Source organism: Actinokineospora globicatena, from assembly GCF_024171945.1.
Lineage (GTDB): Bacteria > Actinomycetota > Actinomycetes > Mycobacteriales > Pseudonocardiaceae > Actinokineospora > Actinokineospora globicatena.
On record NZ_JAMTCR010000003.1, the window covers coordinates 746,450 to 773,315 of the forward strand.

The 26,866-nt window shown below is 70.4% G+C and carries 24 protein-coding genes; 11 read left to right on the forward strand and 13 right to left on the reverse strand.

Features of this window, described 5'->3' with window-relative positions; genetic code table 11:
* Window positions 1-82: 82 nt before the first annotated feature.
* Entirely contained in the window at window positions 83-1,501 is a 1,419-nt protein-coding gene (locus tag LV79_RS16730; RefSeq protein WP_253837705.1) for an alpha/beta hydrolase family protein, read from the forward strand.
* Between the two features lie 24 nt (window positions 1,502-1,525).
* On the opposite strand, the gene LV79_RS16735 is transcribed toward LV79_RS16730, so the two are convergent.
* Window positions 1,526-2,521 (reverse strand): hypothetical protein, encoded by a 996-nt coding sequence (locus LV79_RS16735; protein WP_253837707.1) that lies wholly within the window; start codon window positions 2,519-2,521, stop codon window positions 1,526-1,528.
* Window positions 2,464-3,423, reverse strand: coding sequence for a transporter substrate-binding domain-containing protein (locus LV79_RS16740; RefSeq protein ID WP_253837709.1), 960 nt, complete (start codon window positions 3,421-3,423; stop codon window positions 2,464-2,466). Before LV79_RS16740 ends, LV79_RS16735 begins: the two co-directional genes overlap by 58 nt.
* Before the next feature lie 104 nt (window positions 3,424-3,527).
* On the opposite strand from LV79_RS16740, the gene LV79_RS16745 reads away from it, so the two are divergent.
* The 3 genes from LV79_RS16745 to LV79_RS16755 are packed head-to-tail and all read left to right on the forward strand — an operon-like array spanning window position 3,528 to window position 5,289.
* The gene (locus LV79_RS16745) at window positions 3,528-4,205 is read left to right on the forward strand and encodes an arsenate reductase/protein-tyrosine-phosphatase family protein (protein WP_253837711.1); all 678 of its coding nucleotides are present in this window, start codon (window positions 3,528-3,530) and stop codon (window positions 4,203-4,205) included.
* Window positions 4,202-4,876 (forward strand): aquaporin, encoded by a 675-nt coding sequence (locus LV79_RS16750; protein ID WP_253837713.1) that lies wholly within the window; start codon window positions 4,202-4,204, stop codon window positions 4,874-4,876. Before LV79_RS16745 ends, LV79_RS16750 begins: the two co-directional genes overlap by 4 nt.
* The gene (locus LV79_RS16755) at window positions 4,873-5,289 is read left to right on the forward strand and encodes an arsenate reductase ArsC (protein ID WP_253837715.1); all 417 of its coding nucleotides are present in this window, start codon (window positions 4,873-4,875) and stop codon (window positions 5,287-5,289) included. Before LV79_RS16750 ends, LV79_RS16755 begins: the two co-directional genes overlap by 4 nt.
* A gap of 615 nt (window positions 5,290-5,904) precedes the next feature.
* Here the strand turns inward: LV79_RS16755 and LV79_RS16760 are convergent.
* Entirely contained in the window at window positions 5,905-7,176 is a 1,272-nt protein-coding gene (locus LV79_RS16760; RefSeq protein ID WP_253838541.1) for an FAD-dependent oxidoreductase, read from the reverse strand.
* A gap of 101 nt (window positions 7,177-7,277) precedes the next feature.
* Between LV79_RS16760 and LV79_RS16765 the strand changes: the two genes are divergently transcribed.
* Entirely contained in the window at window positions 7,278-8,159 is an 882-nt protein-coding gene (locus LV79_RS16765) for a helix-turn-helix domain-containing GNAT family N-acetyltransferase (RefSeq protein ID WP_253837723.1), read from the forward strand.
* A 192-nt stretch (window positions 8,160-8,351) separates the two neighbouring features.
* Here the strand turns inward: LV79_RS16765 and LV79_RS16770 are convergent, their stop codons facing one another.
* The 6 genes from LV79_RS16770 to LV79_RS16795 all read right to left on the reverse strand — a co-directional run bounded on the left by LV79_RS16770 (window position 8,352) and on the right by LV79_RS16795 (window position 14,729).
* Window positions 8,352-9,107, reverse strand: a complete 756-nt coding sequence (locus tag LV79_RS16770) for a DinB family protein (protein WP_253837725.1) — start codon at window positions 9,105-9,107, stop codon at window positions 8,352-8,354.
* Between the two features lie 40 nt (window positions 9,108-9,147).
* The gene (locus tag LV79_RS16775; RefSeq protein WP_253837727.1) at window positions 9,148-10,764 is read right to left on the reverse strand and encodes a substrate-binding domain-containing protein; all 1,617 of its coding nucleotides are present in this window, start codon (window positions 10,762-10,764) and stop codon (window positions 9,148-9,150) included.
* Window positions 10,752-11,876: a hypothetical protein gene (locus LV79_RS16780; RefSeq protein WP_253837729.1), complete on the reverse strand. Its 1,125-nt coding sequence runs from the start codon at window positions 11,874-11,876 to the stop codon at window positions 10,752-10,754. Before LV79_RS16780 ends, LV79_RS16775 begins: the two co-directional genes overlap by 13 nt.
* A gap of 7 nt (window positions 11,877-11,883) precedes the next feature.
* A complete protein-coding gene (locus LV79_RS16785) occupies window positions 11,884-12,675 on the reverse strand; it encodes an FHA domain-containing protein (RefSeq protein WP_253837738.1) in 792 nt (263 codons plus the stop codon).
* A gap of 36 nt (window positions 12,676-12,711) precedes the next feature.
* Complete coding sequence (locus LV79_RS16790; RefSeq protein WP_253837740.1) at window positions 12,712-13,830, reverse strand: serine/threonine-protein kinase; 1,119 nt, start codon at window positions 13,828-13,830, stop codon at window positions 12,712-12,714.
* A 266-nt stretch (window positions 13,831-14,096) separates the two neighbouring features.
* Window positions 14,097-14,729: an HD domain-containing protein gene (locus LV79_RS16795; RefSeq protein ID WP_253837742.1), complete on the reverse strand. Its 633-nt coding sequence runs from the start codon at window positions 14,727-14,729 to the stop codon at window positions 14,097-14,099.
* A gap of 259 nt (window positions 14,730-14,988) precedes the next feature.
* On the opposite strand from LV79_RS16795, the gene LV79_RS16800 reads away from it, so the two are divergent.
* The 3 genes from LV79_RS16800 to LV79_RS16810 all read left to right on the forward strand — a co-directional run bounded on the left by LV79_RS16800 (window position 14,989) and on the right by LV79_RS16810 (window position 20,552).
* Complete coding sequence (locus LV79_RS16800) at window positions 14,989-17,019, forward strand: hypothetical protein (protein ID WP_253837744.1); 2,031 nt, start codon at window positions 14,989-14,991, stop codon at window positions 17,017-17,019.
* Window positions 17,020-17,045: 26 nt separating this feature from the next.
* Entirely contained in the window at window positions 17,046-18,746 is a 1,701-nt protein-coding gene (locus LV79_RS16805) for an ABC transporter substrate-binding protein (protein ID WP_253837752.1), read from the forward strand.
* Between the two features lie 96 nt (window positions 18,747-18,842).
* A complete protein-coding gene (locus LV79_RS16810) occupies window positions 18,843-20,552 on the forward strand; it encodes a serine/threonine-protein kinase (protein ID WP_253837754.1) in 1,710 nt (569 codons plus the stop codon).
* On the opposite strand, the gene LV79_RS16815 is transcribed toward LV79_RS16810, so the two are convergent.
* The 4 genes from LV79_RS16815 to LV79_RS16830 form a co-directional block, all read right to left on the reverse strand.
* Complete coding sequence (locus LV79_RS16815) at window positions 20,533-20,913, reverse strand: MerR family transcriptional regulator (RefSeq protein ID WP_253837756.1); 381 nt, start codon at window positions 20,911-20,913, stop codon at window positions 20,533-20,535. The two genes, LV79_RS16810 and LV79_RS16815, sit on opposite strands and share 20 nt — an antisense overlap.
* A gap of 8 nt (window positions 20,914-20,921) precedes the next feature.
* Window positions 20,922-21,953, reverse strand: a complete 1,032-nt coding sequence (locus LV79_RS16820) for an MDR family NADP-dependent oxidoreductase (RefSeq protein WP_308208941.1) — start codon at window positions 21,951-21,953, stop codon at window positions 20,922-20,924.
* A 107-nt stretch (window positions 21,954-22,060) separates the two neighbouring features.
* Entirely contained in the window at window positions 22,061-22,648 is a 588-nt protein-coding gene (locus LV79_RS16825) for a hypothetical protein (RefSeq protein ID WP_253837760.1), read from the reverse strand.
* Window positions 22,649-22,791: 143 nt separating this feature from the next.
* Entirely contained in the window at window positions 22,792-23,907 is a 1,116-nt protein-coding gene (locus LV79_RS16830) for a M4 family metallopeptidase (protein WP_253837769.1), read from the reverse strand.
* A gap of 196 nt (window positions 23,908-24,103) precedes the next feature.
* On the opposite strand from LV79_RS16830, the gene LV79_RS16835 reads away from it, so the two are divergent.
* From LV79_RS16835 to LV79_RS16845, 3 genes are all read left to right on the forward strand, one after another.
* Window positions 24,104-24,970: an SDR family oxidoreductase gene (locus LV79_RS16835; RefSeq protein ID WP_253837771.1), complete on the forward strand. Its 867-nt coding sequence runs from the start codon at window positions 24,104-24,106 to the stop codon at window positions 24,968-24,970.
* Window positions 24,971-25,048: 78 nt separating this feature from the next.
* The gene (locus tag LV79_RS16840; RefSeq protein WP_253837772.1) at window positions 25,049-25,552 is read left to right on the forward strand and encodes a hypothetical protein; all 504 of its coding nucleotides are present in this window, start codon (window positions 25,049-25,051) and stop codon (window positions 25,550-25,552) included.
* Window positions 25,549-26,832: a copper resistance CopC/CopD family protein gene (locus LV79_RS16845; RefSeq protein ID WP_253837774.1), complete on the forward strand. Its 1,284-nt coding sequence runs from the start codon at window positions 25,549-25,551 to the stop codon at window positions 26,830-26,832. Before LV79_RS16840 ends, LV79_RS16845 begins: the two co-directional genes overlap by 4 nt.
* Window positions 26,833-26,866 lie beyond the last annotated feature (34 nt).

Sequence of the window (26,866 nt, forward strand, 5' to 3'; positions counted from 1 at the left end):
TGCGCGATTGCCACTGGAGGCGGCACGAGGTCGCGTCTGGGGAGCGATGTGGGCGCGCGGGGCCGGAACCGAATATTGCCTGGTGACTGACATCATCACGGGACTGAACCTGTCCCCGCTGGAAATCCTGACTTTGCTGAGTGCCCTCGCGCTGGTTGTGGCGCGTTGGCTGCCTGCCGACGCCCGCCCGCGCGTCACCATCGCGGCCGGGGCGGTGTTCTTGCTGTCCGTGGTGGTGCTCTGCGTGACGGGGCTCCGCTGGCAGCTGCTGCCGGTGCTGGCGGGGGCGATCGTCGCGGCGCCGTTCGCAGTCTCTCCGCTGGTGCGAGGCCATGCTCGACGGGTCCGCTGGTGGCTGGCGTTGCCGGGTACGGTGGCCTGCGCCTGCCTGATCATCACGGGCCCGCTGGCGGCTTGGGCGTTCCCCATTCCCGTCCTCCCGGAACCCTCCGGCAGGTATGCGGTCGGCACCCGCGTGCTGCAGTGGACCGACCAGGACCGCCCCGAGACCTTCACCCCTGACCCGCAGGACCGGCGCACGGTCGTGGTCCAGCTCTGGTACCCCGCTCAGAACAGCCCGGCCGACGTGCCGCGTGCCCAGTACCTCGGACGGACCGAGGACGAGGCGCGCACCGTCTCCGAAGCACTCGCCAGCGGAGTCGGCCTGCCGGGCTTCCTGTTCGACGGTGTTCCGCGCGCCCGGACCCACTCGGTTGCCGACGCCCCGGTGGCCGACGGGCGGTTCCCGGTGGTGCTGTTCTCGCCGGGGTCCAGCGGAGTGCGCACCCAGAACACCGCGTGGGCGGAGGACCTCGCCAGCCACGGCTACGTCGTCGCCGCGCTCGACCACCCGTACGACTCCGCCGCGGTGGTCCTCGACGACGGCCGCACGATCACCAGCGCGACCGTCTCCACCGGCGACCGGGACGAGGACGACCGACTGGCCGAGGACTGGACGGCGATCCGGGCCGCCGACCTCGGCTTCGTGCTGACCCGGCTGGAGGCTCTCGACCAGGGCCCCGACCCCTTGGCCGGACGCCTGGACACCACCCGCGTCGCCGCGACCGGCCACTCCATGGGCGGCGCCGCCGCACTGCAGGCCGCCAGGCAGGACCGCCGCGTCGACGCCGTCATCGACCTGGACGGCTACCCCCGCGGCCCCCTGTCCCCCACCCTCACCCAGCCGACGCTCGCACTCACCCAGGCCATCACCCCGGACACCGACCCGCGCTACCTACCCCAACTCACCGACGTGCTCACCCACGGCACAGCAACCAACTACCGCCTCACCATCCCCGACACCGCCCACCTCACCTTCATGGACGGCCCGCTGTTCCTGCCCCCGGTCCCCTCAATCGTCGGCTCACTGGGCCGCAGTGAGGGACCGCACGTCGTCGCCACCACCAGTCTCGCGTTCCTGGACACCGTCCTGCGCAACGGATCCGGTGACCTGGCAGGCACTCTCTCAACCTACGGCGAACTCAGCGTGTACGACCACTGACCTGCCCAGGCCAGAAATGCCCGGTCAGGGGATGCGGCCGTCGCAGCGGGGGTCGGTGGTGCCTTGGGGGGATTTGGCGGGGAGGAGCCAGTCGAGGGCGGCGTCTTCGAGGAGCCAGCCGTGGGCGGTTGTGAGGGTGTGGGGGATCTGGGCGGGGCCGGGGCAGAGGACTTTGTCGAGGAGGCGGTCGTTGGGGACGAAGCGGACGTCGCGGTGGCTGTCGAGGAGGGTGGTCATGGTGTCGTCGACGGTGACGACGTTGCCCAGGGCTACCTCGGTCGGTTTCCGGTCGGCGTCGCCGAGGACGAGGGCTACGGAGGGGAGGACCGGGACGTTGAGGAACATGGCCAGCAGGGCGAACGGGGTGACCAGGGCGCCCAGGGTGGCTACACCATGCGTGCCCGCCCAGGCGACGCGTTCAGGCAGAGGGCCGGTGAGGAACGGGGCGAGCAGCGGCGGCGCGATCAGCAGCAAGGCGGACGCGACGTCACCCGTGCCGATGGCGTCGAGGATGGCCGGGAAGAACCACAGGTACTCGAGCACGCCCACGGCCACCGGGAGTACAACGCACACCGGGAACACCAGGTCGGCCCGGCCGCGCTTGCGGACCGTCAGACCGGCGATAGCGCACCCCAACAGCAACAACGTGGGCACGAACCGCAGCTCCCAGACCAGCAGCGACCACAGCACCGAGGCCGCGACCAGCCAGTTCGGGGTCCGCTCAGCCGCCCGCTCCAGCCGGGACGTGCGGCCCCGGTCGCCGCTGACCAGCGACATCAGGCCGAGCAGGTGCGCGGTGAGCAGGATGGCGGGCGGGACCTCCAGCAGGCTGATCACCAGCGAGCTGGCCAGCTCCAGCGCGTGCACGTGCTGGACCAGCAGCAGCATGGTGTTGAGGTCCTGACCGCTGAGCTGCCAGAGCCGCAGGACGAGCAGGACGATCGGGAAGGCGGGCAGCAGCGTCAGGGTCCACTGGAACCCGGGGGCGTCATCAGACCCGCCAGCCTTTCCCACGGCCATCGGCGCACCTCCACCTCTGTCACGTCGGGCTGCCGGTCCGGCGGGATCAGCTGCGGCAGGCTGTGCTTGGCCATCGGCAGCAGGTGCTTCGCGAACGCGTCCTCCCAGCGCTTGTCCTCGGGGTCGTTGGCGGAGCGGTAGAGCGACAGGTCGACCAGCTTGCGCAGCGCGTCGTTGCCGCCGGTGTTGACCGCCCACATCTCCTTGGCTTCCAGGGCGATGTCGTGGTGCAGCAGCTCGGTCGGGTACTTCTGCACGAACCCGGCCAGGATCGCGGCGTCGGTGGTGACCGCGTCTGCCTCGTTCGCGCGCATCGCCTCGACGCAGGCGGCAATGGTCTGCCGGTAGACGATCTGCGCGCCCGCCCGTTCGGCAGCCGACACCGAGGTGGACGTGGTCAGCGTGCAGACCCGCTCGCCCTTGAGCTCGGTCAGGTCGAGCACCGGGCGGTGACCCACCCGGGTGGCGACGGACTGCTCGGTCTCCAGGTAGGGCTGGGAGAAGGTGACGCCCGCGACCGCCGCGCGCTCGGGGGTGGCGCTGTAGGTGGCGATGACCAGGTCGACGCGCTCGCCGTTGACGCCGCGCATCTTGGAGCGGTCCTCGTTCTCGATCTCCACCAGCCGCACCTTGCGCGGCTCGAACCCCAGGTCGGCGCCGATCAGGTAGGCCATCTCGACGTCGAAGCCGGTGATCTCCCCCGACTCGTCGCGGTAGCCGATGCCCGGCATGTCGGTCTTGATGCCGACCAGCAGCTCGGCCCGGCCGCGCAGCCCCGCGGCCTCCTTGAGTTCGTCCTCGGTGGGCACCTGCTCCCACCACACCGCGACACCCACCGTCACCACCACGGCGATGGCCGCGATCAGGGCGGCGAAGCGCAGCCACTTGGGTCGGTCCGACATTCCGTGATCGTTCCACACCGGAACGCGGCCCCGGGGCGGAACCGACGAGCTCCACCTGGGCGAGCCGCTTGACTCACCGAGTTACCTCAATAGATACTGACTCAATGGAAGCTGAGTGGCCTGCCGACCTGGTGTCGCGGGCTCGGGTGCACGCGGCGCTGGGCGAGCCCGCGCGGTTGGCGATCGTGGACCGGTTGGTGCTGGGTGACGCCTCGCCGGGTGAGCTGGGGCGGGAGTTGGGGATGCCGAGCAACCTGTTGAGCCACCACGTGAAGCTGCTGGGTCAGGCGGGGCTGGTCGAGCGGTCCAGGTCGGAGGGTGACGCGCGGCGGACGTACCTGCGGCTGCGGGTCGCGGCGTTGACCGGGCTGGTGCCGTCGGAGGCGCGACTGGCGAACCGGGTGGTGTTCGTGTGCTCCCGGAACTCGGCGCGATCGCAACTCGCGGCGGCGTTGTGGACCAAGCGCAGCGGCGTGCCGTCGGCGTCGGCAGGGACCCGGCCCGCAGCGGCGGTGCACCCGTTGGCGGTGGCCACGGCCGAGGCGCACGGACTGTCACTGACCCGCGCCCGCACCCACCACATTGACGACGTCGCGCGACCTGACGACCTGGTGGTTGCGGTGTGCGACAACGCTCACGAGGAACTTCCGCCTGCGGATCGGTTGCATTGGTCTGTTTCCGACCCTGCTGCCGTCGATACCCTTGACGCGTTTGACCTGGCTTATCGGGACCTTGCTGACCGTGTCGAACGGCTGGCGCCTGCCGTGCGGATTCCGGGATGACGCGGTCGCTGCCGCGGGCGGTGGTCGCGGAGTTCCTGGGCAGCTTGCTGTTGGCGGCGCTGGTGATCGGCTCCGGCATCGCGGCTCAACGGCTTTCGCCTACCGATACCGGCTTGCAGTTGCTGGAGAACGCCGGGGCGACCGGGGTTGGGCTCTACGCGCTGATCCTGGTGTTCGGGCCGGTCAGTGGTGCGCACTTCAACCCCGTGGTGTCCTTTGTGGATGCGGTGTTGGGTGGCCTTTCCTGGCGGCACTTCTTGGTGTATGTGCCGGTGCAGGTCGTTGGCTGCGTGTCGGGGGCGGTCGTGGCCAATGTCTTGTTCGATGCCGCGCCTGTCAGCATTGCCACGACGTCTCGTGCCACGTGGGCCCATGGGATCTCCGAGGTTGTCGCGACTCTCGGGTTGCTGCTGGTGATTTTCTCCTTGAGTCGGACCGGCCGCGCGGAGAAGGCCGCTGCGGCGGTGGGCGCCTACATCGCTGCCGCGTACTGGTTCACGAGTTCCACGAGCTTCGCCAACCCTGCGATCACCGTTGGACGCGCTTTCAGTGACAGCTTCGCCGGGATCGCGCCCTCGTCGGTCCCAAGCTTCGTTCTCGCCCAAGTCGTGGCGGCTGTCATTGCGTTGCCGTTGTTGAGCTTCCTCTATCCACATCGGAGTAATCCATGAGCGCTCGCCCTTCGGTGCTGTTCGTCTGCGTGCACAACGCGGGCCGCTCCCAGATGGCCGCCGCGTGGCTGTCACACCTGGCAGGCGACCGCATCGAGGTCCGCTCCGCCGGTTCCGCCCCGGCCGACACGGTGAACCCCGCGGTGGTCGCCGCGATGCGCGAGGTTGGCATCGACATCTCCGCCAACACCCCGGTACTGCTGACCTACGACGCCGTCGCAACCACCGACATCTGCATCACCATGGGCTGCGGCGACGCCTGCCCGGTCTTCCCGGGCAAGCGGTACCTAGACTGGCAACTCCCCGATCCCGCGGGCCAGGACGTCGCCAGCGTCCGCACCATCCGCGACGAGATCAAAGCCCTGGTCGAGGCCCTGATTGCCGACCTCATCGACGGTCCTCAGCTCAGGTAAGGGCTGGCGCGGCTCGGATCCAAGGCGTGGTCGAGGGGTGGATCCAAGGCCCGTCGAGGTCGGCCGGATCGACCCACTTCACGACTCGAGTCTCTGCCATTCTCGCGGCTCCCTTGCTGGGCCACGCGATCAAGGACTCATGCGGGCGTACCGGTTGACGTGCAGCAGCCCCAACAAGCTCGCCAGCGGCTTTCTGGGGCGCAGCAACGGTCGTTGCCGACCGACGGACCCGCCGAGGCCGGTGACGAGCACCCCGGCTTCGCGGCGATGAGAGCACCTGCGGCAGTGTTCCAGGGGTTGCGGAAAGGATCACTGTGGCCTTGGCGCGCCACTCGGCAACCCAGGCAGGTCAACCGCCACCCATCGGCCCACCGCGCCCCCACCAAACCCTGCCCGTCACACCTTCGGGCGAAGCGCCTTGACGTCACCGGGGGCCCTCCCCAAGCCTGGGCCCGGCCCCCACCCTCTCCGGGGGGCGTCCCTGGGCCAGTCTACCGGGACCCACCCACGGGCGATCTTGAAACAGGCCCCGCAGAGATCCACATGTGGATAACTTTTGTCGCCCAGAAGAGGGAACTTTGAGGGTGGGGCGGGGAAGGATCCGCAGGTCAGGGCCTAGAGGGTGGTCGTGGGGGTGCAGCAGCCGGCGGGTTGGGGGGTTGTGGGGTCGTCGAACAGGCCTGAGCCGCCGCAGGTGCCGGAGGTGGGGAGGGTTAGGGCTATTTGGGCGGCGGCGGTGTGGTCGCCTGCCAGGTGGGCGGCGATGCTGCGGGTTTGCTCGTAGCCGGTCAGGGCCAGGAAGGTGGGGGCGCGGCCGTAGGACTTCATGCCGACCAGGTAGACGTTCGGTTCTGGGTGGCTCAGTTCGGCGGCGCCGTGGGGGTAGACGGTGCCGCAGGAGTGGGTGTTGGGGTCGATCAGGGGGGCGAGGCGCGTGGGCGCCTGCAGGACGGGGTCCAGGTCCAGGCGGAGTTCGGACAGCCAGGTGAGGTCCGGGCGGAAACCGGTCAGCACCACCACCTCGTCCACCGCGTCCAGCCGCCGACCGTCCTGGGCGACCAGCACCACCCGCTCCCCCGCGCGCTCGACCGACTCCGTGCGGAACCCGGTGACCACCTCCACCCGCCCAGCCCGGACCGCCTCCTGCGCCCGCAGCCCGAGAGCGCCCCGCGCCGGAAGCTGGTCGGCCTCACCGCCGCCGAAAGCCGCAGCGCCGCGTCGGAGTAGCCAAGTGACGTGCGCGCCCCGATCGACCAAGCCGGACAGTGCGGTCAACGCCGAGTGGCCGCTACCCGCGACAGCGACGCGCTTGCCCGCATACCGTTCACCCTCTACCGCCAAGTCCGGCACGCGGTAGACGATCCGGTCGCCAACCTCACGTTCACCGATCGCCGGAAGTCCTTCGCTACCAAGGGGATTCGGCGTCCCCCAGGTGCCAGACGCGTCGATGACCGCGCGGGCAGTGATCCGCTCCTCACCCGCGGTGGTACGCACGTGCACGGTCAACGGCTCGGTGTCGCGCCCCGAGTCCACCAGCCGGTCCCGTCCGCGCCTGGCCACACCGACCACCCGAGAGCCGAAGCGGACCGTCGAGCCGAGCGCCGAAGCCAGCGGCCGCAAGTACTCCGCCGCCCACTCCGCTCCCGTCGGGTACAGGTCGGCCTCGGGGGCGACCCAGCCATCAGCCTCCAAGAGCCGACGGGCCGCCGAGTCCACCAGCTCCGACCAGGGCGAGAACAACCGCACGTGGTTCCACTGCGCCACCGCCGACCCCGCGGACTCCCCCGCCTCCAGCACCACCGTCGGCACCCCGCGCTCCACCAAGTGCGCGGCAGCGGCCAACCCGATCGGACCCGCACCGACCACGACCACCGGCAACCCGTCCATCGCGGACCTCATTTCATCGAGAGTCGTCTATCAACAAGGCTGGACTGTATCGACCAGCTTCTATTGATGCAACCATCGACGGGGATCTATACACTGCGTTGGTGACGTCAACCGGACTGCTGGACCAGGACGCCGAGGCCTACGCCGCGTGGTTCGCGTGCTTGGCCGACCCGACGCGGGTGCGGCTGCTGCACGCCGTGGCCACCGCGCCAGGGGAGATCGCCGTCGGCGCCTTGGCCGAGGTCATCGGGGTCACCCAGCCGACCTGCTCGCACCACCTGCGCAAGCTTGCCGACGTCGGATTCGTCCGTCTGCGCAAGGAGGGCACCGCCACGCTGGTGTCGGTCAACGCCGCGTGCTGCACGGGCCTGCCCCACGCCGCCGACGCGGTGATGGGCACCGTCGTCACCCGTCCCTGCTGCCCCAGCGACCTGCCCGTCGATGTCACCGTGCGCGCCATGACCGACGACGACTGGTCCGACGTCCGCCGGATCTACACCGAGGGCATCGCCACCGGCAACGCCACCTTCGAGACCGAGACCCCCAGCCGCCGCTCCCTCGACGCCAAGTGGCTGCACGACCACCGCTGGGTCGCCGAGATCGACGGCGAGGTCGTCGGCTGGGCGTCAGCCACCCCAACGTCCACCCGCGACTGCTACGCGGGCGTCGCCGAGACCTCGGTCTACGTGGGCGACGGCCACCGGGGCCGCGGCGTCGGCAAAGCCCTACTGCACAAGCAGGTCACCGCGGCGGATGCGAGTCGCCTGTGGACACTGCAGACGTCGATCTTCCCGGAGAACCGCGCCAGCATCGCCCTGCACCACTCAGCGGGCTTCCGCACTGTAGGGGTCCGCGAACGCATCGCCCAACACCACGGCACCTGGCGCGACACCGTCCTCCTCGAGCGCCGCGGCCCAGCAGGCTCCACCCCTGTTGACGTAGCCAGTCCCGAGCGGCGATCAGTTGCCGCATCGCAACGCTGATATGCGTATCGAGGTTGTCCCAGTTCAGCACGACCGGACCGCCGAGTTGCCGGTGGGCGGCCGTTCGCGTTTCCATCCATGGTGGACGGTCATGCGGTGGATGCGCCGGGATCGCTGCCCGGGCTTGACGCACACCAGACCGGCGATCGAGATCCGCCCGGATCCCCAGCCATTCAAGATCTGCAGCCGACGTCAGATCACGCTCTTCGGGTCTCCCATCGTGTCGAGGTCGCGGACGGCGAAGCTGTGGTGTGCCCACTCCTCGTTGAGGATGACCCGCAGGCACGCGGAGGCGGCACGAGGGGCAGGCGAGGGCCAGCCGGACGGCACCTCCGGCTCACGGACCCGGTCCAGGTCCTCCTGGGTGGCGGTGGCGAGAAACTCCCGCACCTCGGCCACACGGGCGGCCCGGACCGCCGCCACCTCGGCGAGGCTCGGCTCGGCAGCCAGGTCCATGCCGAGGTCCGCGCCGTTGGTGATGTACGCCGCGGGCAGCCCGAGCGGATGGTACGGCCGGTCCCGCCCCAGCACCGCCTGGCCGAACCACAGGTCGGTGACCATCACCAGGTGCCGCAGCGTCTGCACGAACGACCACTCCCCGTCCACCGACCGGTGAACGTCGTGCTCCGGCATCGATCCCGCCCGCGCCATCGTCGGCGCCCAGAACGCCTCGACCGTCTCCCACGCGATCCGCGTACCGTCCGGTGTGGACGGACGCAGTCGCGTGCGCTCCGGGTGCAGACGGTCCAGCTCGGCCTCGACCAGCGGTGCGACCTCGACGCCGTTGACCCGCAACCCGTCGATCACCCCGTCGAGGCTGGCGCCGTTGAGCAGGGCACCGCGGATCCGGACACCGCTCAGATCCACCTCGCGAAACACGCTGCCCGCGAAGTTCGTCTCGATGAACTCGGTGCCGCTCAGGTCATCCGGTCCGCTATAGGTTGCCATCGCTGGATCCTAGGGCACGCCCTACAGATCTTGTAGCGCGTCACTGGTAGCCGCGGATCTTGCAGAACGCCTCGGACAGGCCCGACCGACCGTCGATGAACGTGCCCCCGGTGGCGTCAGCGACCTGCTTCATCTCCTGGTCGGCGGAATCGGCGAACAGGACGGGGAACACCTGGGCCGTGGTTCCCTTGGCGCGCTCGGCCACGAACTTCAGGTAGTCCGGCACCTCGGCGCCGTCAGTGCGCACCCCGTCGGTCATCAGGACGATGCTGGTGAAGCGGTCGGGGGTCGGCTTGGCCAGTTCGTGCGCGACCATCAGGCTGTCGTAGATGGCCGTGTTCCCCGCCGGCGTCAGGGCGTCGATCGCGCGCCGCACCCGCGCCAAGGACCGCTCCGGGTCGCTCTCGTCGATGGTGAAGGTCTCCGGCTTGCCAGGGCGCGAGCTGAACGGCAGGAACACGATCTCTTCCCGCTTGTGGAAGCCGCAGAACTCGCCGGACAGCGTCGTGCTGGTCCCGGTGAGGTCGTGCAGCGCCTTCTTCAGACCGGCGATCCGGGTCGGGTCCTCCCCCATCGACCCCGACACGTCCAGCACGTACACCACGCGGGACGGGCGGCGCAGGTGGTCGTTGTACGCGTGCAGCAGTGCCTCGACCACCGCCCAGCTGTCCGGGAACGGGATCTGCGCCAGGTCCGCGGGCATGGCGTCGGCGCGCGGCACGTCGGGCAGCACGGAGCGGTGCAGCGTCTCGGCGACGATCTCCTGTTGCACCTGCGGCAGGCGCAGGTACTCAACCAGGCGCTTGTACGCGTCCCTGGCGGTCGGCGACGCGGAGTCCAACAGGGTCAACGGGTAGTCGCCCATGACGACGCCGTCTGTCGGGTACACCAGGGTGAGCGGCTCACCCAGCCGCTTGTCGCGGTTGAGCGCCAGCAGGGACGCCTCGTAGTTGACCAGCCCGTCGACCTTCGTCCCCGCGGGCTCCTTGTCCCGCGCCACGAACGCGTCGGTCAGCCACTCCGAGGACGTCGCGGTGAGCCGTTCCACGGAGAAGAACGTCGACACCTGCGGGGCGACCCCGGCGATGGCGTCCTTGGTCAGCGCGCGCTTCGCACCGTCCACAGCGGAGGTGATGGCCAGCAGCGCGGAGAAGCCTGAGTTCGACTTGTTGGGGTCGGTCATCGCGAAGGTGAACCGGTTCTGCCTGGCCGCCTCGGTGATGTCCTGCCAGCTCACCGGCCGGGAGTCCCAGCCGAGTTCCTTGGCCTTGGCGGCACGCAGACCGAGCACGACCGGCGAGGTCATGATCTGCTCCGATGTGGACAGCCGGTCGCGGGTCCCCGGGTAGGTCCGCAGGTAGTTGCTGGAGGAGAACCACGCCGCGTCGTAGGCCGCGCCCGCCGCGACCTGCTGGACGCCGTCCAGGCTGCCGGTGAACGTCGGCTCCACGGTCACGCCGGTGGCCGCCCTGGCCCGGTCGAGCACGCCGGTCATACCCTGCAGTTCGCTGCCCGCGAGCACCTTGAGCGTGGTCGCCGGACCGGGGGTCACGGTGACGGGCTGCCTGCTCGGCGTGGGCTGCGTGGGCTGCGTCGTGCAGGCGGCCAACGACAGCAGCAGTGCGATGGTCAACGCCCGGTGCTTCACTTCGGACACCCGTTCCCCTTGTCGAGCAACGTCGTGATCTGGTTGTTGAGTTCGCGCAGGACCTCGAACGTGGGCGCGGTCACCTGGGTGACGGCCGTGTCGACCGCGCCGGACGGTCGGGCCGGGTTGCCCATCGGCCGGAAGCCGTGCTTGATCATCAGGTCGGCCAGGCCCTTGTCGGAGCGCAGCGCGCCGCCGAAGCGCTTGCCCGCGTCGGTGAAGGCGATGACGCGGTGCACCGACGAGATGCCGGGGTTCGGGTAGAGCCGCGCGTTGTCCTGCGGGAGGTTGCGCTCGGCCAGGTACTGCGCCTCGTAGACGAAGGCGAGCCTGATCCTGCTGTTCTGGCCGACCCACTCGCGGAACAGCTCGTCGCTCTTGATCTGCTTGCCGCCCTGCTCCCAGAACAGCGGGCACACCTTCTTGGCGATGTCGGGCACCTGGGCCGGGGTGACCTGACCGGCGTCGCCGCTGACCACGACGGCCGCGAGGGCCAACAGTTGTAGACCGGAGTTGGACGCGGCCGGATTGGTCGACCTGAGCACGAGCCTGGTGCGGTCGGTTCCGTTCGCATCACCGACCAGGTCCGCCCAGGTCTTGTTCGCCGCCACCAGGTCGATGATCTTCTCGAGCCGGACGACGGCCACACCGCCCACCACCTCGGCCGACTTGTCGGCGCGCAGCGCGGCCACCGTCGCGTTGTCGCTGACGATCACCATGGGCGAGGAGAACACCGCGAAGTCGTCGGCGGTGCGCAGCTCGGACTTGATGTTGTCGGCGGCGGCGTCGCTGCCGGGGAAGGCGACGTCGACCTTCCCGCTCTGCTCCTTGGCGCGCTTGGCCATCTCCAGCGAACCGGCGTCCTCGGTGTCCACTGTGAACCCGAGGCACCTGAGCCGATCCCGTACGGCGCTGTCCTCGAAGTAGACGCGCTTCTCGGAGCCGATGATGGCGTGCACCGGGACGACGTCGTCGACGCAGTCGCTCGCCCCGGACACCCCGGTGGTGGTGCTGCTGAGGCCGTAGACCACCACGGCGACGATCAGCAGCACGCCGATGACCAGCGCGGCCACCTGCGGGCCGCGACCGGCGCGGCGGCGTGGACGGGGGTGGGTGCTCATCTGTGCCTCATTCTCCGATCCCGGTGTCGAGCAGCCGCAGGTCCGGCGGGGTGATGGTGGCCGACTCGGTCAGCACCCGCAGCAGGTTGTGCTTGATGGCCTCGGGGTGCGCCGAGTCCGCGGTGATGCCGCCGACCCCGCCGGCGACCAAGCGGCGGCGCACGGTGTCCACCACGTGCTCGGCCTTGCGGTCGGTCCACCCCCGTTGGCCGGGGACCTCGTTGAGCCACCGGCTGGTCTCCCTCCAGGACAACGGGTGCGCCTCGTCGGCGCGCAGCAGGTACGACTGGAACAGGGCGACGAGCACGAGCCGCTCGCGCGGGTTGAGCGGCCAGCTCAGGTCCCGGGTCCCGGCGTCCGGACGCGCCTCGTCGGCCGCCTGGTGGCCGGTGCTGATCAGCAGTTCGACCACGTGCAGCCGGGTTCCCTGGATGTAGAGGGGCGTGTAGCCGCCGGGCAGCGGGGCCTCGTGCTCGCGCAGCAGCGCCGGGGCGTCCGGGATGCGGATCGGGAGCCTGCCGCCGTTGCGCAGCACCCAACTGCCGTCCGACTGGCAGCGCAGCACGGCGTGTTCCCTGCTGACGTGCCAGTCCCGGGCGCCGATGGAGACGTGCACGTCGGGGGTGTTGCGGCCGAGGACGAGGCGGGTGTCGGGGCGCGGAGCCGCCGCGTAGCCGCCTTCCTCGCCGAGCACGAACAGCGTGCGCGCGGGGGCGGGCCGTCCGTCGAGCAGTGGTTCGTGGTGGGACAGGCTGGGGGTGTGGGCGTCCAGCACGTGCATCCCCGGTGATCTCCCCATGGCTGGTTCCCTCCTGGTGTGGCCCTTGGACCTACGTTAGGGGCGGTGGTCCGGGACCCCTCCCGTCCAGGTCCCGTCGTCCGGCCGGGGTGGTGCGTCCGGTGGAGTGTCGTGCTCGTCCGACGCGGTCAGACCGCGCGACCCGAACGCGATCAGCGCGCCACCGACGGCCAACACGGGGAGCACCAAGGCGAGTTGGGCCGTCGGGATCACGCCTGCCAGACCGAGCACGACCCCGGCGAGCAGACCCGCGAGCGCGGCCGCGATCTCCGTCCACGTGATCGCCCGCCGCGAGCGCGCCCGGTCGGACCTGTCGTGGCCCTGGAACTCGCGCTCGCGCTCGGCCTCCAGCGCGGCGTGCGCGGCGGCGGCGAAGTCACCGGCGGACTGGAACCGGTCGTCGGGGTCCTTGGCCAACCCCTTGAACACGACCGCCCGCAGCTCCGGCCCGATGTGCGGGGGCAGGGGCGGTGGTTGTTGGCCGAGGTGGGCCATCAGGACGGCGACGTCCCGGCCCACGAACGGGCGACGGCCCGCGAGGCACTCGTAGAGCACGACGGCGAGCGCGTAGATGTCCGCGCGGTGGTCCGAAGCGCCGTCCCGCAACCGTTCGGGGGCGACGTAGTGCACGGTCCCGACGATCACGTCCGCCCTGGTCAGCGGCTGCGCCTCGATGGTCTGGGCGATCCCCCAGTCGAAGAGCCAGGCGTGGTCGCTGCCCCGCCGCGCCCCGGCCTCGAGCAGGATGTTGGACGGCTTGACGTCGCGGTGGCGCAACTCCCGCCGGTGCGCGGCGTCCAACCCGGCGGCCACCTGTTCGACGATGTCCACCGCCCGCCGCGGGGGCAGCGACCCGACCCGCTCGAGCTCCGCGTGCAGGTTCACGCCCTCGACGTAGCGCATGGCGATGTAGGGGTGGTCGCCCACGGAGTAGTCGTGCACGGGCAGCACGTTGGGGTGGTCGATGTTCGCGGCGACCTCGCACTCCCGCACGAACCGCTCCCTGAGGTCCGGGTTGGCCAACGCCGCGGGCGACAACACCTTCAGCGCGACCGGCCGGTCGTTGAGCAGCGTGTCCCTGGCCAGGTACACCACACCCATGCCGCCCTCGCCGAGCTTGCGCTCGATCCGGTACCGGCCCGTTTCGTCCCGCACCCGTCCACTCCCGAAGGTCCGCAAGCCCGAGGCGCACTCGACGGTCCGATGGTATGGACGACGCCTCCGTCCCGTTCCCGCGTGAACCCTCGCCGGAGGACCGTGGCCTCCGCCCCCGGTACTACCGCACCCACACCGGGCCGCGGACCAAGATCACCTCAAGATCCCCCCGGCGTCGTCCACCGTTCATGATCCATCCCCCGGGGCGACGCTTTCCACTCCCCCGGTGGGAACGCCACAATCGGCCGGACATGTGGGGAACTTGCTTACGGGGCCAGGGTGTTTGTGGAATCGAGGTGGCGGAACTCTGCGCGCCAGGTGTCGAACCACTCGTGGAACCAGGCGTGGCGCGTGGCGAACGGAAGGATCGCGCGGATGGTCTCGTTGTAGTAGGAGCCGCGTTTCTCGGGTTTGGGGTGGGTGTCGAGGCGCTGGACGTTGCTGAGGCGGTCGGCGAGTTTGATCAGGATGGCGTCGGCGGGGGCGTCCTGGAGGCGGGTGAGGTAGGCGACTCGGGATTGTTCGCGGGTCCAGCCTTCGGGGCGCGGGGGTTTGGTGACCCAGTCGACCAGGGTTGCGACGCGGGCACCGAAACGGTCGCGGACCTCGTCCAGGGTGCAGGCGGTGTCCTCGACGACGTCGTGCAGCACGGCGGCGCGCAGGACGTCCACGTCGGTGATGCCGATGGCCTCGACGAGCACACGCGTCGCTTCGAGCAGGTGCTCCAGGTACGGCTCGCCCGCGGGCCGGGTCTGGCCACCGTGCCACTCGACCGCGAACGCCGTCGCCTCGTCCAGCGCCGCGAGATCGGCTTCCGACAGGCGATCCGCCCACTGGCCACGCAGGGCGGGCCAGCCCTCCTTGGCCGTGAAGGTCTGAACACCCGCGCTTTCCGCCATGGGATGAACCTACCGGGGACCCTCGACGCGCGACGGCGGGTTGTGCGAACGAGTCGAATTCGATGGTCGGTGCCGCGAATGGCACCGACACGAAACCTGTGCGATTACCCGAATGTACCAACGCCTTTCGCGGCGCGCCTTGATGAAACCGTTGTCGTTCCTCGTGCGCGTTCCGGGCTCGCGGGGAGCCGGGCGGGCGTAGCGTGTACGACTGGATGGTCGGTGCGGGGACCGCCTCGGGATGGGTCTGGAGGGGTGGATGACCACGTCGACCGGGTTGGCTGAGGCCGCGCGGCAGTTCTTGCGGCGGGTGGTGTGGCGCGAGCGGGACTCGGTCGCGCCGGAGCCGATTGTGGTTGTGCTCGGTCCGCGCGGGGCAGGCAAGAGCACGGCACTCACCGCAGTGTCGCGGGAGTGCGGCGGCACGGTCGTGCACGCGCAACTGGACTTCGGCGACGAGCAGCTCGACGACCCGATCGCGGCGGTCGCCTCCGTGGCGTTCCTGCTGATGCGGGACTGGACGAACCTGCGGGTCAAGCCGACCTTCCACCGACTAGGCCTGGCCCTGCTCGCGCTCAACGAGCCGCTCGACCACGACCGCCGCACCGCCGAGGAGCAGATCCAGCAGCGGATCACCGAGTACGCCAGCCGGACCCGGACCGGGAAAGCAGGCCGGGGCGGGGCGAACCTGCTGTTCTCGGTCGCCGACGTGGCCACTGCCGTCAACGGCATCAGCAACGAGGTCAGCCAGATCACCCAGCAGGCCAAGCCGGTCATCGGCGCCCTCGTGCGGGGCCTGGCCGGGCTCTCGCTGCGCAAGGCGAAACGCTGGCACAGCGCGGTTCCCGAGGCCGAGGCGGCGACGGCGGTCGACTGGTTGATCCGGTTGAGCACGCACGACCGGGGCCAGGCCCTGGTCCACGTGATCAAGGCACTGCTGGCCGACATCGACGCCTTCGACCGCCAGCACCGGGCGGCGCGCGGCCGCTGCGGGTGCCTGGTCCCCGCCGACCGAGCGGCTGCGCACGACCACGCGTGGGTGCTGCTGCTCGACCACGCGCACACCGATGTGGCGCGGCGGTTCCTGGCCGGACTGGTCACCGCCCGGCGGGAGCGGGTGGACGAGGCCCCGGACAGCAGGTCCGGCCGTGACCCGCTGCTCGTGGTCTCCGCCGCGTCCGAGTGGAGCTCCGACTGGGCGGCGTGGTGCGAGCCCTGGTACAGCGGGACGCAGGCAGCGGGGAGGCCGACCATCCCGGTGTGGTCCAAGGCAAGCCGGGACGGCTGGCTCGCGCACGTGGCAGGCGCCGAGAATCCCTATTGGTACCCGGTGTGGCTCGACACGCCAGTCGACCGCCGCCTGCTCGGGTCTCCTGGGCTGACCGGGACCGGCGCCCGGGAACTGGTGTCCCGGTTGGCCGCTGGGCATCCGCTGGCCGAGATCCACCTGCGCGCCCAGATCGCCGAGTTGTCCGCCGAGCGGGAAGACGCCCCCAGTCGGGTCCTCATCGACACTGTCGACGGTGAAGCTCCTTTGTGGGAGCGGACTCTGCGAGCAACTCCGCCGGACGACCTGATCCCGCCGAGCCGCCCGTGGGCGGAAATCCCGGTCGCCGTGGCGTTCGCCGCGCACCTCGACGGTCGGGCACGAGCGGGCGACGACCTCTCCCCCGCGGTGTTCAAGGACGCGGCGCGAACTCTGCGTGGTCTGCGCAGGCACCTGTGGATCAGCACCTTCTCGGCTCCGCAGTCCCTGTTGTGGGGCATCGGCCAGGACCCCACCCAGCCGCACCCCGCCGCGCTGCACCCGTGGTTGGCGCGCTGCCTCATGACCGGTCTGGCCCAGGAGAGCGGCTCGTCCGGCCTGTGGGACGAGCTGTTCACCACCGCGCACACGGCGAGGACGAAGCCCGGTGTCGGGGACGACCTGTACCGCGACCTCGCGCTCGGCAAGTTCGACGACGTCGTCCAGAACCTGGTCACCCAGTTCGACCAGATCGACCACGGGGCCTGGGTGCGCCTGCTCGACGCCGCGACCAGCGCTCCCCGCAGGCGGCCCGAGCCCATCGACGAGGCCTACCGGCGGCTCATCCCCGAGCACCAACCCGGGCGCGGACCGATCGAGGTCGCCGTGTCCAACCTGACCGCCCTGCTGTGGCTGCTGCGCGACCCGTACACCGCCGCCGAGGCCCGCTGGCACGCCCGTGTCCGCGGTGATTTCGGCAGGCTCATCAGCAACTCCGGCCGAGCCGACATCAGCGCGCTGGAAGCCGCGGCCCGCCGGTTCTGAGCCCCTACCACCGATCGAGGAGCATCGTGCCCGTAGTGGAGACAGCGCCCTGGTGGCGGAGGCATCCGGTCCTGACCGGCACAGCGGCGGTGCTCGTCGTCGCCCTCGTCGCGGCGGGCGTGTTCGTCGTCGTCAGCTGGCTCAGCTGCGGCGAGGGGATGGAACGCAGCCAGAACGACGAGGCCTGCGTGGGCATCAACCTGGCGGGCGAGAAGTTCAGCCCGGACCAGCCGCAGGAGCTGACCGACCTGGTCGACCAGGTGGCCGAGTACAACGACGCGATCACCGGCGACAACTACGTCACCATCGTGCTGCTGCTCAACATGACCCCGGTCCCCAACGTCGACACCGCGTCCTTCGCGGACGTCACCCGCAGCATCCAGGGCGCGATCACCGCCGTGTGGCGCGCGAACCACACCTCCGCCTTCGGCAAGGGCGCGGACCCCGTGCCCAGGGTGAAGCTCTTGCTCGCCAACACCGGGAGCCGCAACCTGGACTGGGAACCCGCAGTGGACCAGATCAACGCGGCCAAGGAAGAGCACCACATCACCGCCGTTGCCGGGCTCAGCCAGAGCAACAAGGAGACCCGAAACGCGGTGACTCGGCTGACCACCACGTACCACCTGCCCGTCATCGGCGGATCGGTCACCGGTGACAACATGGACAACAACGTGTTCGACGAGAAACAGCTCGACGGCTTCTACCGAATAGCCCCGACGAACAGGGGCCTCGTCACGGCCGCCGCGGAGTACATCAAGAAGCTCCCGGAGTTCAACCCGAACCAGGGGTCGTTCGGCGACGTGGCGATCGTCTGGGACCAGTCGGCCACAGACGATTACGTCAAGACCCTCCACGAAGCCGCCCTGGTCCACTTGCCAGGGGCCAAAGACCTGCCCTACCGATCCTCGGACCCGACAGTGCCGATCACGAACCGGGACAGCACGATCCTCGGCCAGCTCGCAGGTGTGCGGGACGCGTTGTGCCCGGCACCACCCAAGGTGGTCTTCTTCGCGGGCCGAGGCGCAGACCTGGCGGCGTTCGTCCAGACCTGGACGGACTCGGGGAACTGCTCGACGAAACCGCTGTTCCTGATCACCGGGGATGACGGGGTCAAGGCGAGTACCGACACGAGGGTGACCACGGCCGTGAAGAAGGGGACCGTCAAGGTCAGGTACACCGCTCTGGCCAGTCCGGACAAGTGGGGGTCGTGCGGTGGCGTGGTCCCCAAGCCGCCCGTCGCGCATGCCGCCGAGATCCTCGCCGAGTACCGGATGTTCGAGGCGGCGTTCACCGGGGACACCAGCTGCGGCGTCGACCCGGCCACGCTCGCGCCCGACACCAAGCCGAAGCCGTTGGACTTCCCGCAGGGGGCCTTGGCGACCGGGCAGGCGATGATCGCGCACGACGCGGTCGGCCTGGCGATCCACGCCGCCCGCCGCATCGGGACGGCGGGTGTCCTGCAGGACCGGCTCGGGCAGCTGGGCACCCTGAGCCAGGTCAAGTGCGGTCTCGGGGCGGGGAGTTCGGCGAACACGATGTTCGGGGCGTCCGGGTGGATCCGGTACGAGGACCCGGTCAACGAGGAGCACAGTCCGACCGGGTCGATCGTCCCCTTGATCGAGATCGGGCCCGAGGGCCAACTCACCACTGTGCAAACCGGCCTCCCCACGACCCTGCCCGCCCCGCTGAAGCCGGGCGAGGCGCCGCCTGCCGACCCGCCTTGTTGATGGTGTGTGACCGGCCGGTGACCCCGTGCAGCGGGTGGTGTGGCTGTGCGAGGTCGCCGGGGTTGGGCCGGGGGGTTGGTTGCTACCGTGTGCGCGGTGTCGGAGCGAGGGCAGACCGGGCGCGTGGTGGGTGGCCGGTTCGAGCTGGTGGAGCCGCTGGGTAGCGGTGGGATGGGGACCGTGTGGCGGGCCCGGGATGTCGGGCTGCAGCGCGAGGTCGCCATCAAGGAGGTGCGCCCGGCGGACGCGGCGTTGTTCGAGCACAACCCGGCGTTGGCGGCGCAGCAGCGGGAGCGGGTGCTGCGCGAGTCGCGGGCGCTGGCCCGGTTGCAGCACCCGAACGTCGTGTCGATCTACCAGATCATCGAGTCCGAGGACTCGCCGTACCCGTGGATCGTGATGGAGCTGGTCCAGGGCACCTCCCTGGACGCGCGGCTCAACGCCGGTGTGCTCTCCCCGGCCGAGGCCGCCCGCCTGGGTCGTGACGTGCTGCGGGCGCTGCGGGCGGCGCACGCGGCGGGCATCCTGCACCGGGACGTGAAGCCGGGCAACGTCCTGTTGCGAGCGGACGGCAGCGCCGTGCTCACCGACTTCGGCATCGCCGCGCTGCACGACTCCGGGCAGCTCACCGCGACCGGCGAGGTCATCGGGTCGCCCGAGTACATCGCCCCGGAGCGGCTGCTGGGCGACGAGACGAAGACCGCGTCGGACTTCTGGTCGTTGGCGATGCTGCTGTACGTGGCGGTCGAGGGCTACCACCCGCTGCGCCGCGCGACCACAATGGCCACTCTCGCCGCGGTGATGACCGAGCCGGTCCCGCCGCCGCGTCGCGCGGGCGCGCTCGGGCCGGTGCTCAGCGCGGTGCTCATCCCGGACCCGCTCGCCCGCCCCACCGGCGACGCGCTCGACCGGATGCTCGGTGCCGCCGAGCACGGCGCGCACGTCCCACTTGGACCGCCCACCCCGGCCGGACCCGCGTTCCCGGTGCAGCCGCAGCAGCACCACACCGGTCCCCGACCGCAGCCCACCGCGTCCTGGCAGCAGCCGCAGCACCAGCCGCACTACCCGGCGTACCAGCAGGCCAACCCCATCTCCGGCCCGGTCAAGGTGCCTGCGGGCAAGCGCACCGGCGTCGTGGTGTCGGCGTGGGTCGGTGCGGCCCTGGTCCTCGTGCTCACGCTGGTCCTCGTCCGAGTCTTGACGTCCTCCGAGACCCCGACCGACCTGGGCGCGGGCTCGTCCGGCCCGACCACGACCCAGGGCGTCGACGGACCGGCCACCTCGACGGTCAACCCCCCGAAGACCGCGAACTCGCCGACCGCCAACACCCCCACCAAGGCGCCCCCGAAGACGACCACCGCCGCGGCGACGGACGACCTGCACACCCCGGCGGGCGCGCGGAAGGTGGTCGCCGCGCTCAGCGAGGTGATGGGCACCTCCAAGGTGTCCGACCTGACCATCTACCCCGACTACGCGAACGCGACCGCGCCGACCACGGCGGTCAAGAACGGGTTCGACAACTTCCAGTACCGCAAGGGCGTCGCCACCAAGTCCGGCGCCGACGGGGTGGACGCCGACCGCGCGGTGATCGACCTCAACAAGGTCAACTGGGACGCGCTGCCCGGGCTGTGGGAGCGGGCGAACAAGGAACTCGGCATCGAGAAGCCCGACCTGCGCTACATCATCGTCGACACCAGCATCATCGACGGCACCCCGGCGCTGAAGCTCTACCTGACCGACGAGTACGGCGCCGGCTACCTGATCGCCAACCCGGACGGCAAGGTGATCAAGCTCTACCCCCGGTAGCCCTGGCGGTCTGGGCGGCGAGTCGGTCGCGGCGGTCGGTGAGGCGTTCGATCTCGGCGTCCATGGCCGCGAGTCGTTGGCGGATGACCGGGCTCGTGCTGGCGCAGACGCCGGTGCCGTAGTCGGGCAGGGTGTCGCCCTCGATGAGGTGCAGGCGGTCAGCGCTAGAGCGCACGTCGTCGATGGTGAGACCTAGGGCTAAGAGTTGGCGGATGATGCGAACCCTGGCGACGTCGCGGTGGGTGTACCGGCGTTGGCCGGTTCGGGTGCGCTCGGGCGGCGGCAACAGGCCCCGCTCCTCATAGAGGCGCAGCGCCCGGGGAGTTGTGCCTGCGGCCGCCGCCGCGTCGCCGATCCTCATCCGACCTCCTAGAGCTCCACGACCACCGTGCCCAGGTGGTGGCCCGCGATCACCTCCTGCAACGCGCGGGGCGCCGAGTCGATGCCCGACACGCGGACATGCGGGAAGGTGAGCGCGCCCGAGCGCAGCCAGCCGCCGAGCCTGCCCAGCCAATCGTCGCGTTCGTCCTGGTCAGGGCGGTTGTTGACGCCGTGCAGGCTGATACCGCGCAGGATGAGCCCGAACGTGTCGAGCTCGACCGGCGCCGTGGTACCCGACCCGGTGAGCTGGCCCTCCAGCGCGCCGACCAACGCCACCCGGGCGCCGGGCTTGGCGACGTCGAGCAGGGCGCGCAGGGTCGCCCCGCCCACGTTGTCGACGATGACGTCCGCGGCCTCGACCCGCTCCTCGCCGACCACGAACGCGGCGTCGTAGCCCAGCTCGTGCACCAACCGCTGTGCCTTCTCCCGTGTCCGCGCCGTGGCGATGACCCGACCCGCGCCCAGCAGCCGCGCGAGTGGACCGACGATCGACCCGACCCCGCCCGCACCCGCGGTGACCAGGACGGTTTCACCGGACCGCAGCCGCGCGTGCCGGGTCAGCGCCGCGTACGAGGTCCACCACGAACCCAGGTGCGCCACCGGGTCCGGCAGCCAGTCCCCCAGCGGCGTGCAGCCGTCGACCGGAACGACGGACTCCTCCCGCCACCCGTCCCAGTGCGACACCCACTCCCCCACTCGCGGTCCGTCGCCACCACCGACGGCCACGACCTCACCCAGGGTGATCGACGGCGGCACCTCCCCCACCCGCACCGGCGGCAACGGCGCGCCCTCGACACCGCCGACGAGCAGCGTCCGCAGCCGCGCGGACACCGGGAAGTACCGGTTGCGCACCAGCACCTCACCGGGCCCCGGCTCCCGCACCGGCACGTCGACCACCTCGAAGTGCTCCGGCCCGGGCAACCCCTCCGGCACCGCCACCAATCGAACTTCCCGAGACACGACCACCCCTTCCCCCGCGCGACTCTCACACGGGCGCCGGGACGCTAACCCCTCACCCACGGGTCAGGGTCAAGCCTCGATTCCGCTCGAGAAAGTGGACAGGTGGTGAGGGAAGCCGGTGGGGATCGCCAGGTTCTCGACGGCCATTGCGTGCGGAGTCGTGAGTCTCACCCTCGCTGTACCTGGCCGGGCCCGATGAGCGATGCGACGACCACGAGTCCATAGCCTGCGATCGGTACCCCGATCGACGGCGCCATCGTCACGAGGTTCTCGAGTTCCATCATGGCGGCCAGCAGCGCGCCGATCGCGCCGAGAGCCGCTAGGAAGGCGACGCCTCTGGTGGTGGGGCGGGCACCGCGACCGGTCGGCCAGGTCGCGGCGAGGCCGAGGACGGACACCAGCACGACGGACAGCACTCCGCCGTAGGAGAAGTAAGCGGACAAGTACGGCGCGGTGCCTGCCATTCCCTCCAACCCGCTCGCGTCCATCCCCGCCATGAGCGTTCCCAGATCGGAGTACGTGATGTTCGGCCGGAAGAAGCCGCCCGTGGCCCACGGCGCCGCGAACGTGCCCGCGACGATGAGGACGGCGCCCAGTGCCGCCACCGCCACCCCGGCCGGGCTTCGCCTGCTGCGAGGCTGGTTGAGGTGCACTGAGCCACTGATGTGGCCTGCCTGGACCATGGTTGTCGGTGCGTGGATGCTGGCGGTGTTGTGCGTCGGGGGCAATGCCTTCGCCGGATCGGGGTTCGTCATCGTGTGCCCACCTCCGTGCCGAGGGTGAGCGGCCAGCATATCGACGTGATCAAGACTTCCGGGCGGTTTCCGGTAGATCGGCGACCGGGGTCCCCTCTAGGTCCGATCCGCTTTCACCGGCACGCATCGAGTCCACAGTGGAGTCAGCAGGTGCTGGGCTCGCCCGCCCCCGGTGGCACGGAGACGGCGGTCCAGGCGTTGCGGACGGTGGTGAACTTGGCGCAGTCGCCGGGGAAGGCTTGTTTGACGGCGTTGAGGGTGGCTGCGCGGGCGTCGGTGTAGGTCCAGGACGGCTTCTTCAGCAGGAGGGCCTGCATCCACACCTTGCCCGCGTCGCGGATTCCCAGGCCGGTCACCGAGGCGGGACCGCCGGGGCAGATGGGACTGGCGGGCTTGCCGACCGGGGACGAGCCTTCCGCCATGAGGTAGAAGAAGTGGTTGGCGGGGCCCGCGCCGTCGTGGACCTCGACGTTGTTCATGTTGGGGCCGTAGCAGTCCGGTTCGTCGCGGGGGCCGAGGGAGGGCTGGTACATGACGCGCTCGGGACCGCGGCCCAGGGGGTTGGTCTCGTTGGCGACGAGGTAGTCCGGCGGGTCGTTGGGGTTGTTGGCGTAGTGCTCGGTCAAGGCGCCCATGATGTCGCTGCTGGCCTCGTTGAGCTGGTAGGTCTGCACGCCGCCGTCGAAGCCGCCCGGGGTGTGCTGGAAGACGCCGTGGCCGAACTCGTGGGCGATGATCTCCAGGTTCACCAGCTGCCGGGCGCCGTCCTTGGTGCGGCCGAAGTTCGCGGTGTGCCCGTTCCAGTAGGCGTTGACGGCGGACATGCCGACGAACATCGGCGCCCACTTGCCCTTGCCGTCCAACCCGTCGCGCCCGAGCCAGTCGCGCAGCATCCCGCCGAACTGCTGCGCGGCGTAGTACCCGTCGGCGCAGGCGGTGGTCAGGTCGGTGCCGGAGCGGTTGCCGAACACGCCGGTGGTGTTGGTGACCGCGCCGTTGCCCTGGATGCCGCAGAACAGGACGCTGTTGGGGTCGCTCAGCGAGTACTTGCCTGCGGCGAACCGCACGGAGATAGGCGCGTTCGGGTAGTAGTAGCCGTTCGCGGTACCCGGCGCGCGGGCTCCCGGCGCGGGCGCGGCGACGGCGGACCACCCCGTCGGCGAAGCGCCGCCGAGCCACCCGACGGGTTCGGCGGCAGCGGGTACAGGAATCAACGGAAGTAGACAAAAAGCACCGAGCAGGGAAAGTGCGCGTCGCACGGTGGACTCCTCACACAAGATCAGCAGGGGTCACCGATAATCACCGTTTACCGGAGAACTCCACCAGCCACCATTCGGCGTCATAAAGCGCACAACCGAAATAGGAGCATCAACTGAAAAGGGCGGGACCGACCCCGGTCGCGCGGTGTTCGCGCAGGTCAGGGATGCTGGTGAGGTCGAACCACGAGGAGGATGGATGAGCCCGGTCATCGCGATCACAGGAGCAACGGGAAATATCGGTGGGCGGGTGGCCCGGCTGCTCAGCGCCAAGGGCGCCACCCAGCGGCTGCTGTCCAGGGACCCGGGCGCGCTGCCCGACCTGGCAGGCGCGACCGCCGTCCGGGGCGCCGAGTACGCCGACGGGCCCGCGCTGCGGGAGGCGTTCACCGGCGCCGACACCCTGCTCCTGGTGTCCGCGCGCGAGTCGGCCAACCGGGTCCACGAGCACAAGACGGCCATCGACGCCGCGGTCGCCGCCGGGGTCGGCCGGATCGTCTACACGTCGTTCCTCGGGGCCGCGCCCGACTGCACCTTCACCTTCGGCCAGGACCACTGGCACACCGAGCAGCACCTCAAGGCCACCGGCGTGCCGTTCGTCGTCCTGCGCGACAGCATGTACGCCTCGGGCATCCCCGCGATGGCGGGCACCGAGGGCGTCCTCCGGGGCCCGGCGGGCCAGGGCCGGGTCAGCGTCGTGGCGCTCGACGACGTCGCTGCGGTGGCCGCCGAGCTGCTGCTCGACCCCGCGCACGACGGCCAGGTGCTCGACGTCACCGGCCCGGAGGCCATCACCTTCGCCGAGGGCGCGCGGATCCTGTCCGAGGTCGCGGGCCGCGAGGTCCGGTACGAGGAGGAGACCGAGGACGAGGCGTACGCCTCCCGCGCGCACTACGACGCGCCGGAATTCGAGGTGGCCGGGTGGGTGACCTCGTACACGGCCATCGCGGCGGGCGAACTGGCCACTGTTTCCGACACCGTCGAGCGCGTCACCGGCCGTCCCGCGCAGACCTTCCAGGAATACCTGCGCGCGAATCCGGACAGCTACGCGAACCTGCTGAAGTGAGCACGACGGAATAAGTCCCGGCCACCCCACCGCCGCTATCGTCGACCGGTACCGACCTGGTGAGCGGATGGGGTGGGCATGAGCGTCACGTCGACTGAGGTCCCGGCCAGGGTGGCCGACCGTCCACACCGGATCGCCCTGATGGCGTTCATGGTGGTGGTGCTCGCGCACTGGGCCGAGCACCTGGCCCAGGCCGCGCAGATCTACGTGCTGGGCTGGCCGACGGCGCAGGCACGTGGGGTGCTGGGCATCCCGTTCCCGGCGCTGATCTCCTCGGAGTGGCTGCACTACGGGTACGCGCTGGTCATGCTGGTGGGCTTGTTCGTGCTGCGCAAGGGGTTCGCCGGTCGCTCGCGGCAGTGGTGGGACCTCGCGCTGGCGCTGCAGTTCTGGCACCACATCGAGCACCTGCTGCTGTTCGTCCAGGCGCAGACCGGGTGGCGCCTGGGCGGGGCGGCGGTGCCGACGAGCATCGTGCAGCTCATCGTGCCCCGGGTGGAGCTGCACCTGTTCTACAACACCATCGTCACCATCCCGATGGTGATCGCGGTCGTCCTGCACCAGCGCGCCCGCGCGGCGTGAGGCTCGCGGGACTGCTGGCCGTCCTGTTCTGCTGGGCGGTGCTGGCCGCTCCCCCGGCCTCGGCGCACGTCGAGGTGCTCGGCTCCACCCCGGCCGACGGCGCCCGGCTCACCGAGGTGCCGACCGAGGTGCGCATCCAGCTCTCGGAGAACGTCGGGGTGCAGAAGGACGCGCTGCGGGTCGTGGACGTGCACGGCGAGCCGGTCAGCGAGGGGCGGGTCACCCAGGGCGCGACCGCCGAGGAGCTGACGATCAAGCTCAAGCCCGGTCTGCCTGACGGGACGTACCTGGTGCACTACGCGTTCGTGTCCGCCGATTCGCACCCCGTGCGGGGCGGGTTCGCGTTCGTGGTCGGCGATGGGCCGCTGATGAACGCCGGTGGCGCTGTCTCCGACGCGGACGGCACCGATACCGGAGTGGATGTCCTGACCAGGGTCGTGCGCTGGGTCGGATACACCGGTGTCGCGCTGGCGGGCGGACTGGTGTTCCTGCTGTATTGCAGGAACACCCGGGACCAGGTGGGCCGCAAGGTCGTCCAAGCCGGGTGCGTGATCGTGGCCGGGGCCGGGATCCTGGCACTGGGAGTCGAGGGCGCCTACGTCACCGGCGCGGGGCTGTCGCGGGTGTTCGCCCCGGACCTGCTGGCCAACACCCTGGAGACCGCGTACGGGAAGCTGCTCGTCCTGCGGGTCATCGCCGCGGTGGTGCTGTTGTTGGCCGCGCGGCGGCTGCTGACCTCCGAGCGCGAGACGTCCGCCGCCGCCAACACGGCGATCATCGCCGGTTTCGTGGTGCTGCTCAGCTCCGCGGCGGCGGGTCACGCGATCACGACGAAGGTCATGTTCCTGTCCTTGATCGCCGACCTCGCGCACTACGGGTCGATGGCGTTGTGGCTGGGCGGCGTCGTGCAACTGGCACTGTTGGCCAACCACGATGACCTTGCGGCCGCGTTGACCCGGTTCTCCCCCATCGCCAAGGTGTCGGTGGCGGTCATCGTGCTCAGCGGTGTGCTCATGTCGGCCGCCTACCTCGGTTCGGTGTCGGCGGTGTGGAGCAGTACGTACGGTGTGCTGTTGCTGGGCAAGACCGTCGGGTTCGTCGTCCTGTTGGCGCTCGCGGACCGTTGTCGCGTCGCGGCCCGCCAGGGCATCGCCGGCGGCACCACGCTGGTCGGCGTGCGCACGACCACGCTGCGGCGGGTCCTGGTCACCGAGGTCACCATCGCCGCCGCCGTGCTGGCGATCGCCGCGGTCGTCGCGACCACCGGAACACCCGGCTAGATTCACCTTTCAGGGCGAAGGCACCCACCCGCTC

What these genes read in the sequence shown, in the direction of transcription:
- LV79_RS16795 (WP_253837742.1), bottom strand. Translation starts at nt 14,729, where the DNA reads ATGGCGGAAAGCGCGGGTGTTCAGACCTTCACGGCCAAGGAGGGCTGG.
- LV79_RS16785 (WP_253837738.1), bottom strand. Translation starts at nt 12,675, where the DNA reads ATGGGGAGATCACCGGGGATGCACGTGCTGGACGCCCACACCCCCAGC.
- LV79_RS16800 (WP_253837744.1), top strand. Translation starts at nt 14,989, where the DNA reads ATGACCACGTCGACCGGGTTGGCTGAGGCCGCGCGGCAGTTCTTGCGG.
- LV79_RS16835 (WP_253837771.1), top strand. Translation starts at nt 24,104, where the DNA reads ATGAGCCCGGTCATCGCGATCACAGGAGCAACGGGAAATATCGGTGGG.
- LV79_RS16750 (WP_253837713.1), top strand. Translation starts at nt 4,202, where the DNA reads ATGACGCGGTCGCTGCCGCGGGCGGTGGTCGCGGAGTTCCTGGGCAGC.
- LV79_RS16745 (WP_253837711.1), top strand. Translation starts at nt 3,528, where the DNA reads ATGGAAGCTGAGTGGCCTGCCGACCTGGTGTCGCGGGCTCGGGTGCAC.
- LV79_RS16825 (WP_253837760.1), bottom strand. Translation starts at nt 22,648, where the DNA reads ATGACGAACCCCGATCCGGCGAAGGCATTGCCCCCGACGCACAACACC.
- LV79_RS16735 (WP_253837707.1), bottom strand. Translation starts at nt 2,521, where the DNA reads ATGGCCGTGGGAAAGGCTGGCGGGTCTGATGACGCCCCCGGGTTCCAG.
- LV79_RS16760 (WP_253838541.1), bottom strand. Translation starts at nt 7,176, where the DNA reads ATGGACGGGTTGCCGGTGGTCGTGGTCGGTGCGGGTCCGATCGGGTTG.
- LV79_RS16815 (WP_253837756.1), bottom strand. Translation starts at nt 20,913, where the DNA reads ATGAGGATCGGCGACGCGGCGGCGGCCGCAGGCACAACTCCCCGGGCG.
- LV79_RS16780 (WP_253837729.1), bottom strand. Translation starts at nt 11,876, where the DNA reads ATGAGCACCCACCCCCGTCCACGCCGCCGCGCCGGTCGCGGCCCGCAG.
- LV79_RS16770 (WP_253837725.1), bottom strand. Translation starts at nt 9,107, where the DNA reads ATGGCAACCTATAGCGGACCGGATGACCTGAGCGGCACCGAGTTCATC.
- LV79_RS16840 (WP_253837772.1), top strand. Translation starts at nt 25,049, where the DNA reads ATGAGCGTCACGTCGACTGAGGTCCCGGCCAGGGTGGCCGACCGTCCA.
- LV79_RS16740 (WP_253837709.1), bottom strand. Translation starts at nt 3,423, where the DNA reads ATGTCGGACCGACCCAAGTGGCTGCGCTTCGCCGCCCTGATCGCGGCC.
- LV79_RS16755 (WP_253837715.1), top strand. Translation starts at nt 4,873, where the DNA reads ATGAGCGCTCGCCCTTCGGTGCTGTTCGTCTGCGTGCACAACGCGGGC.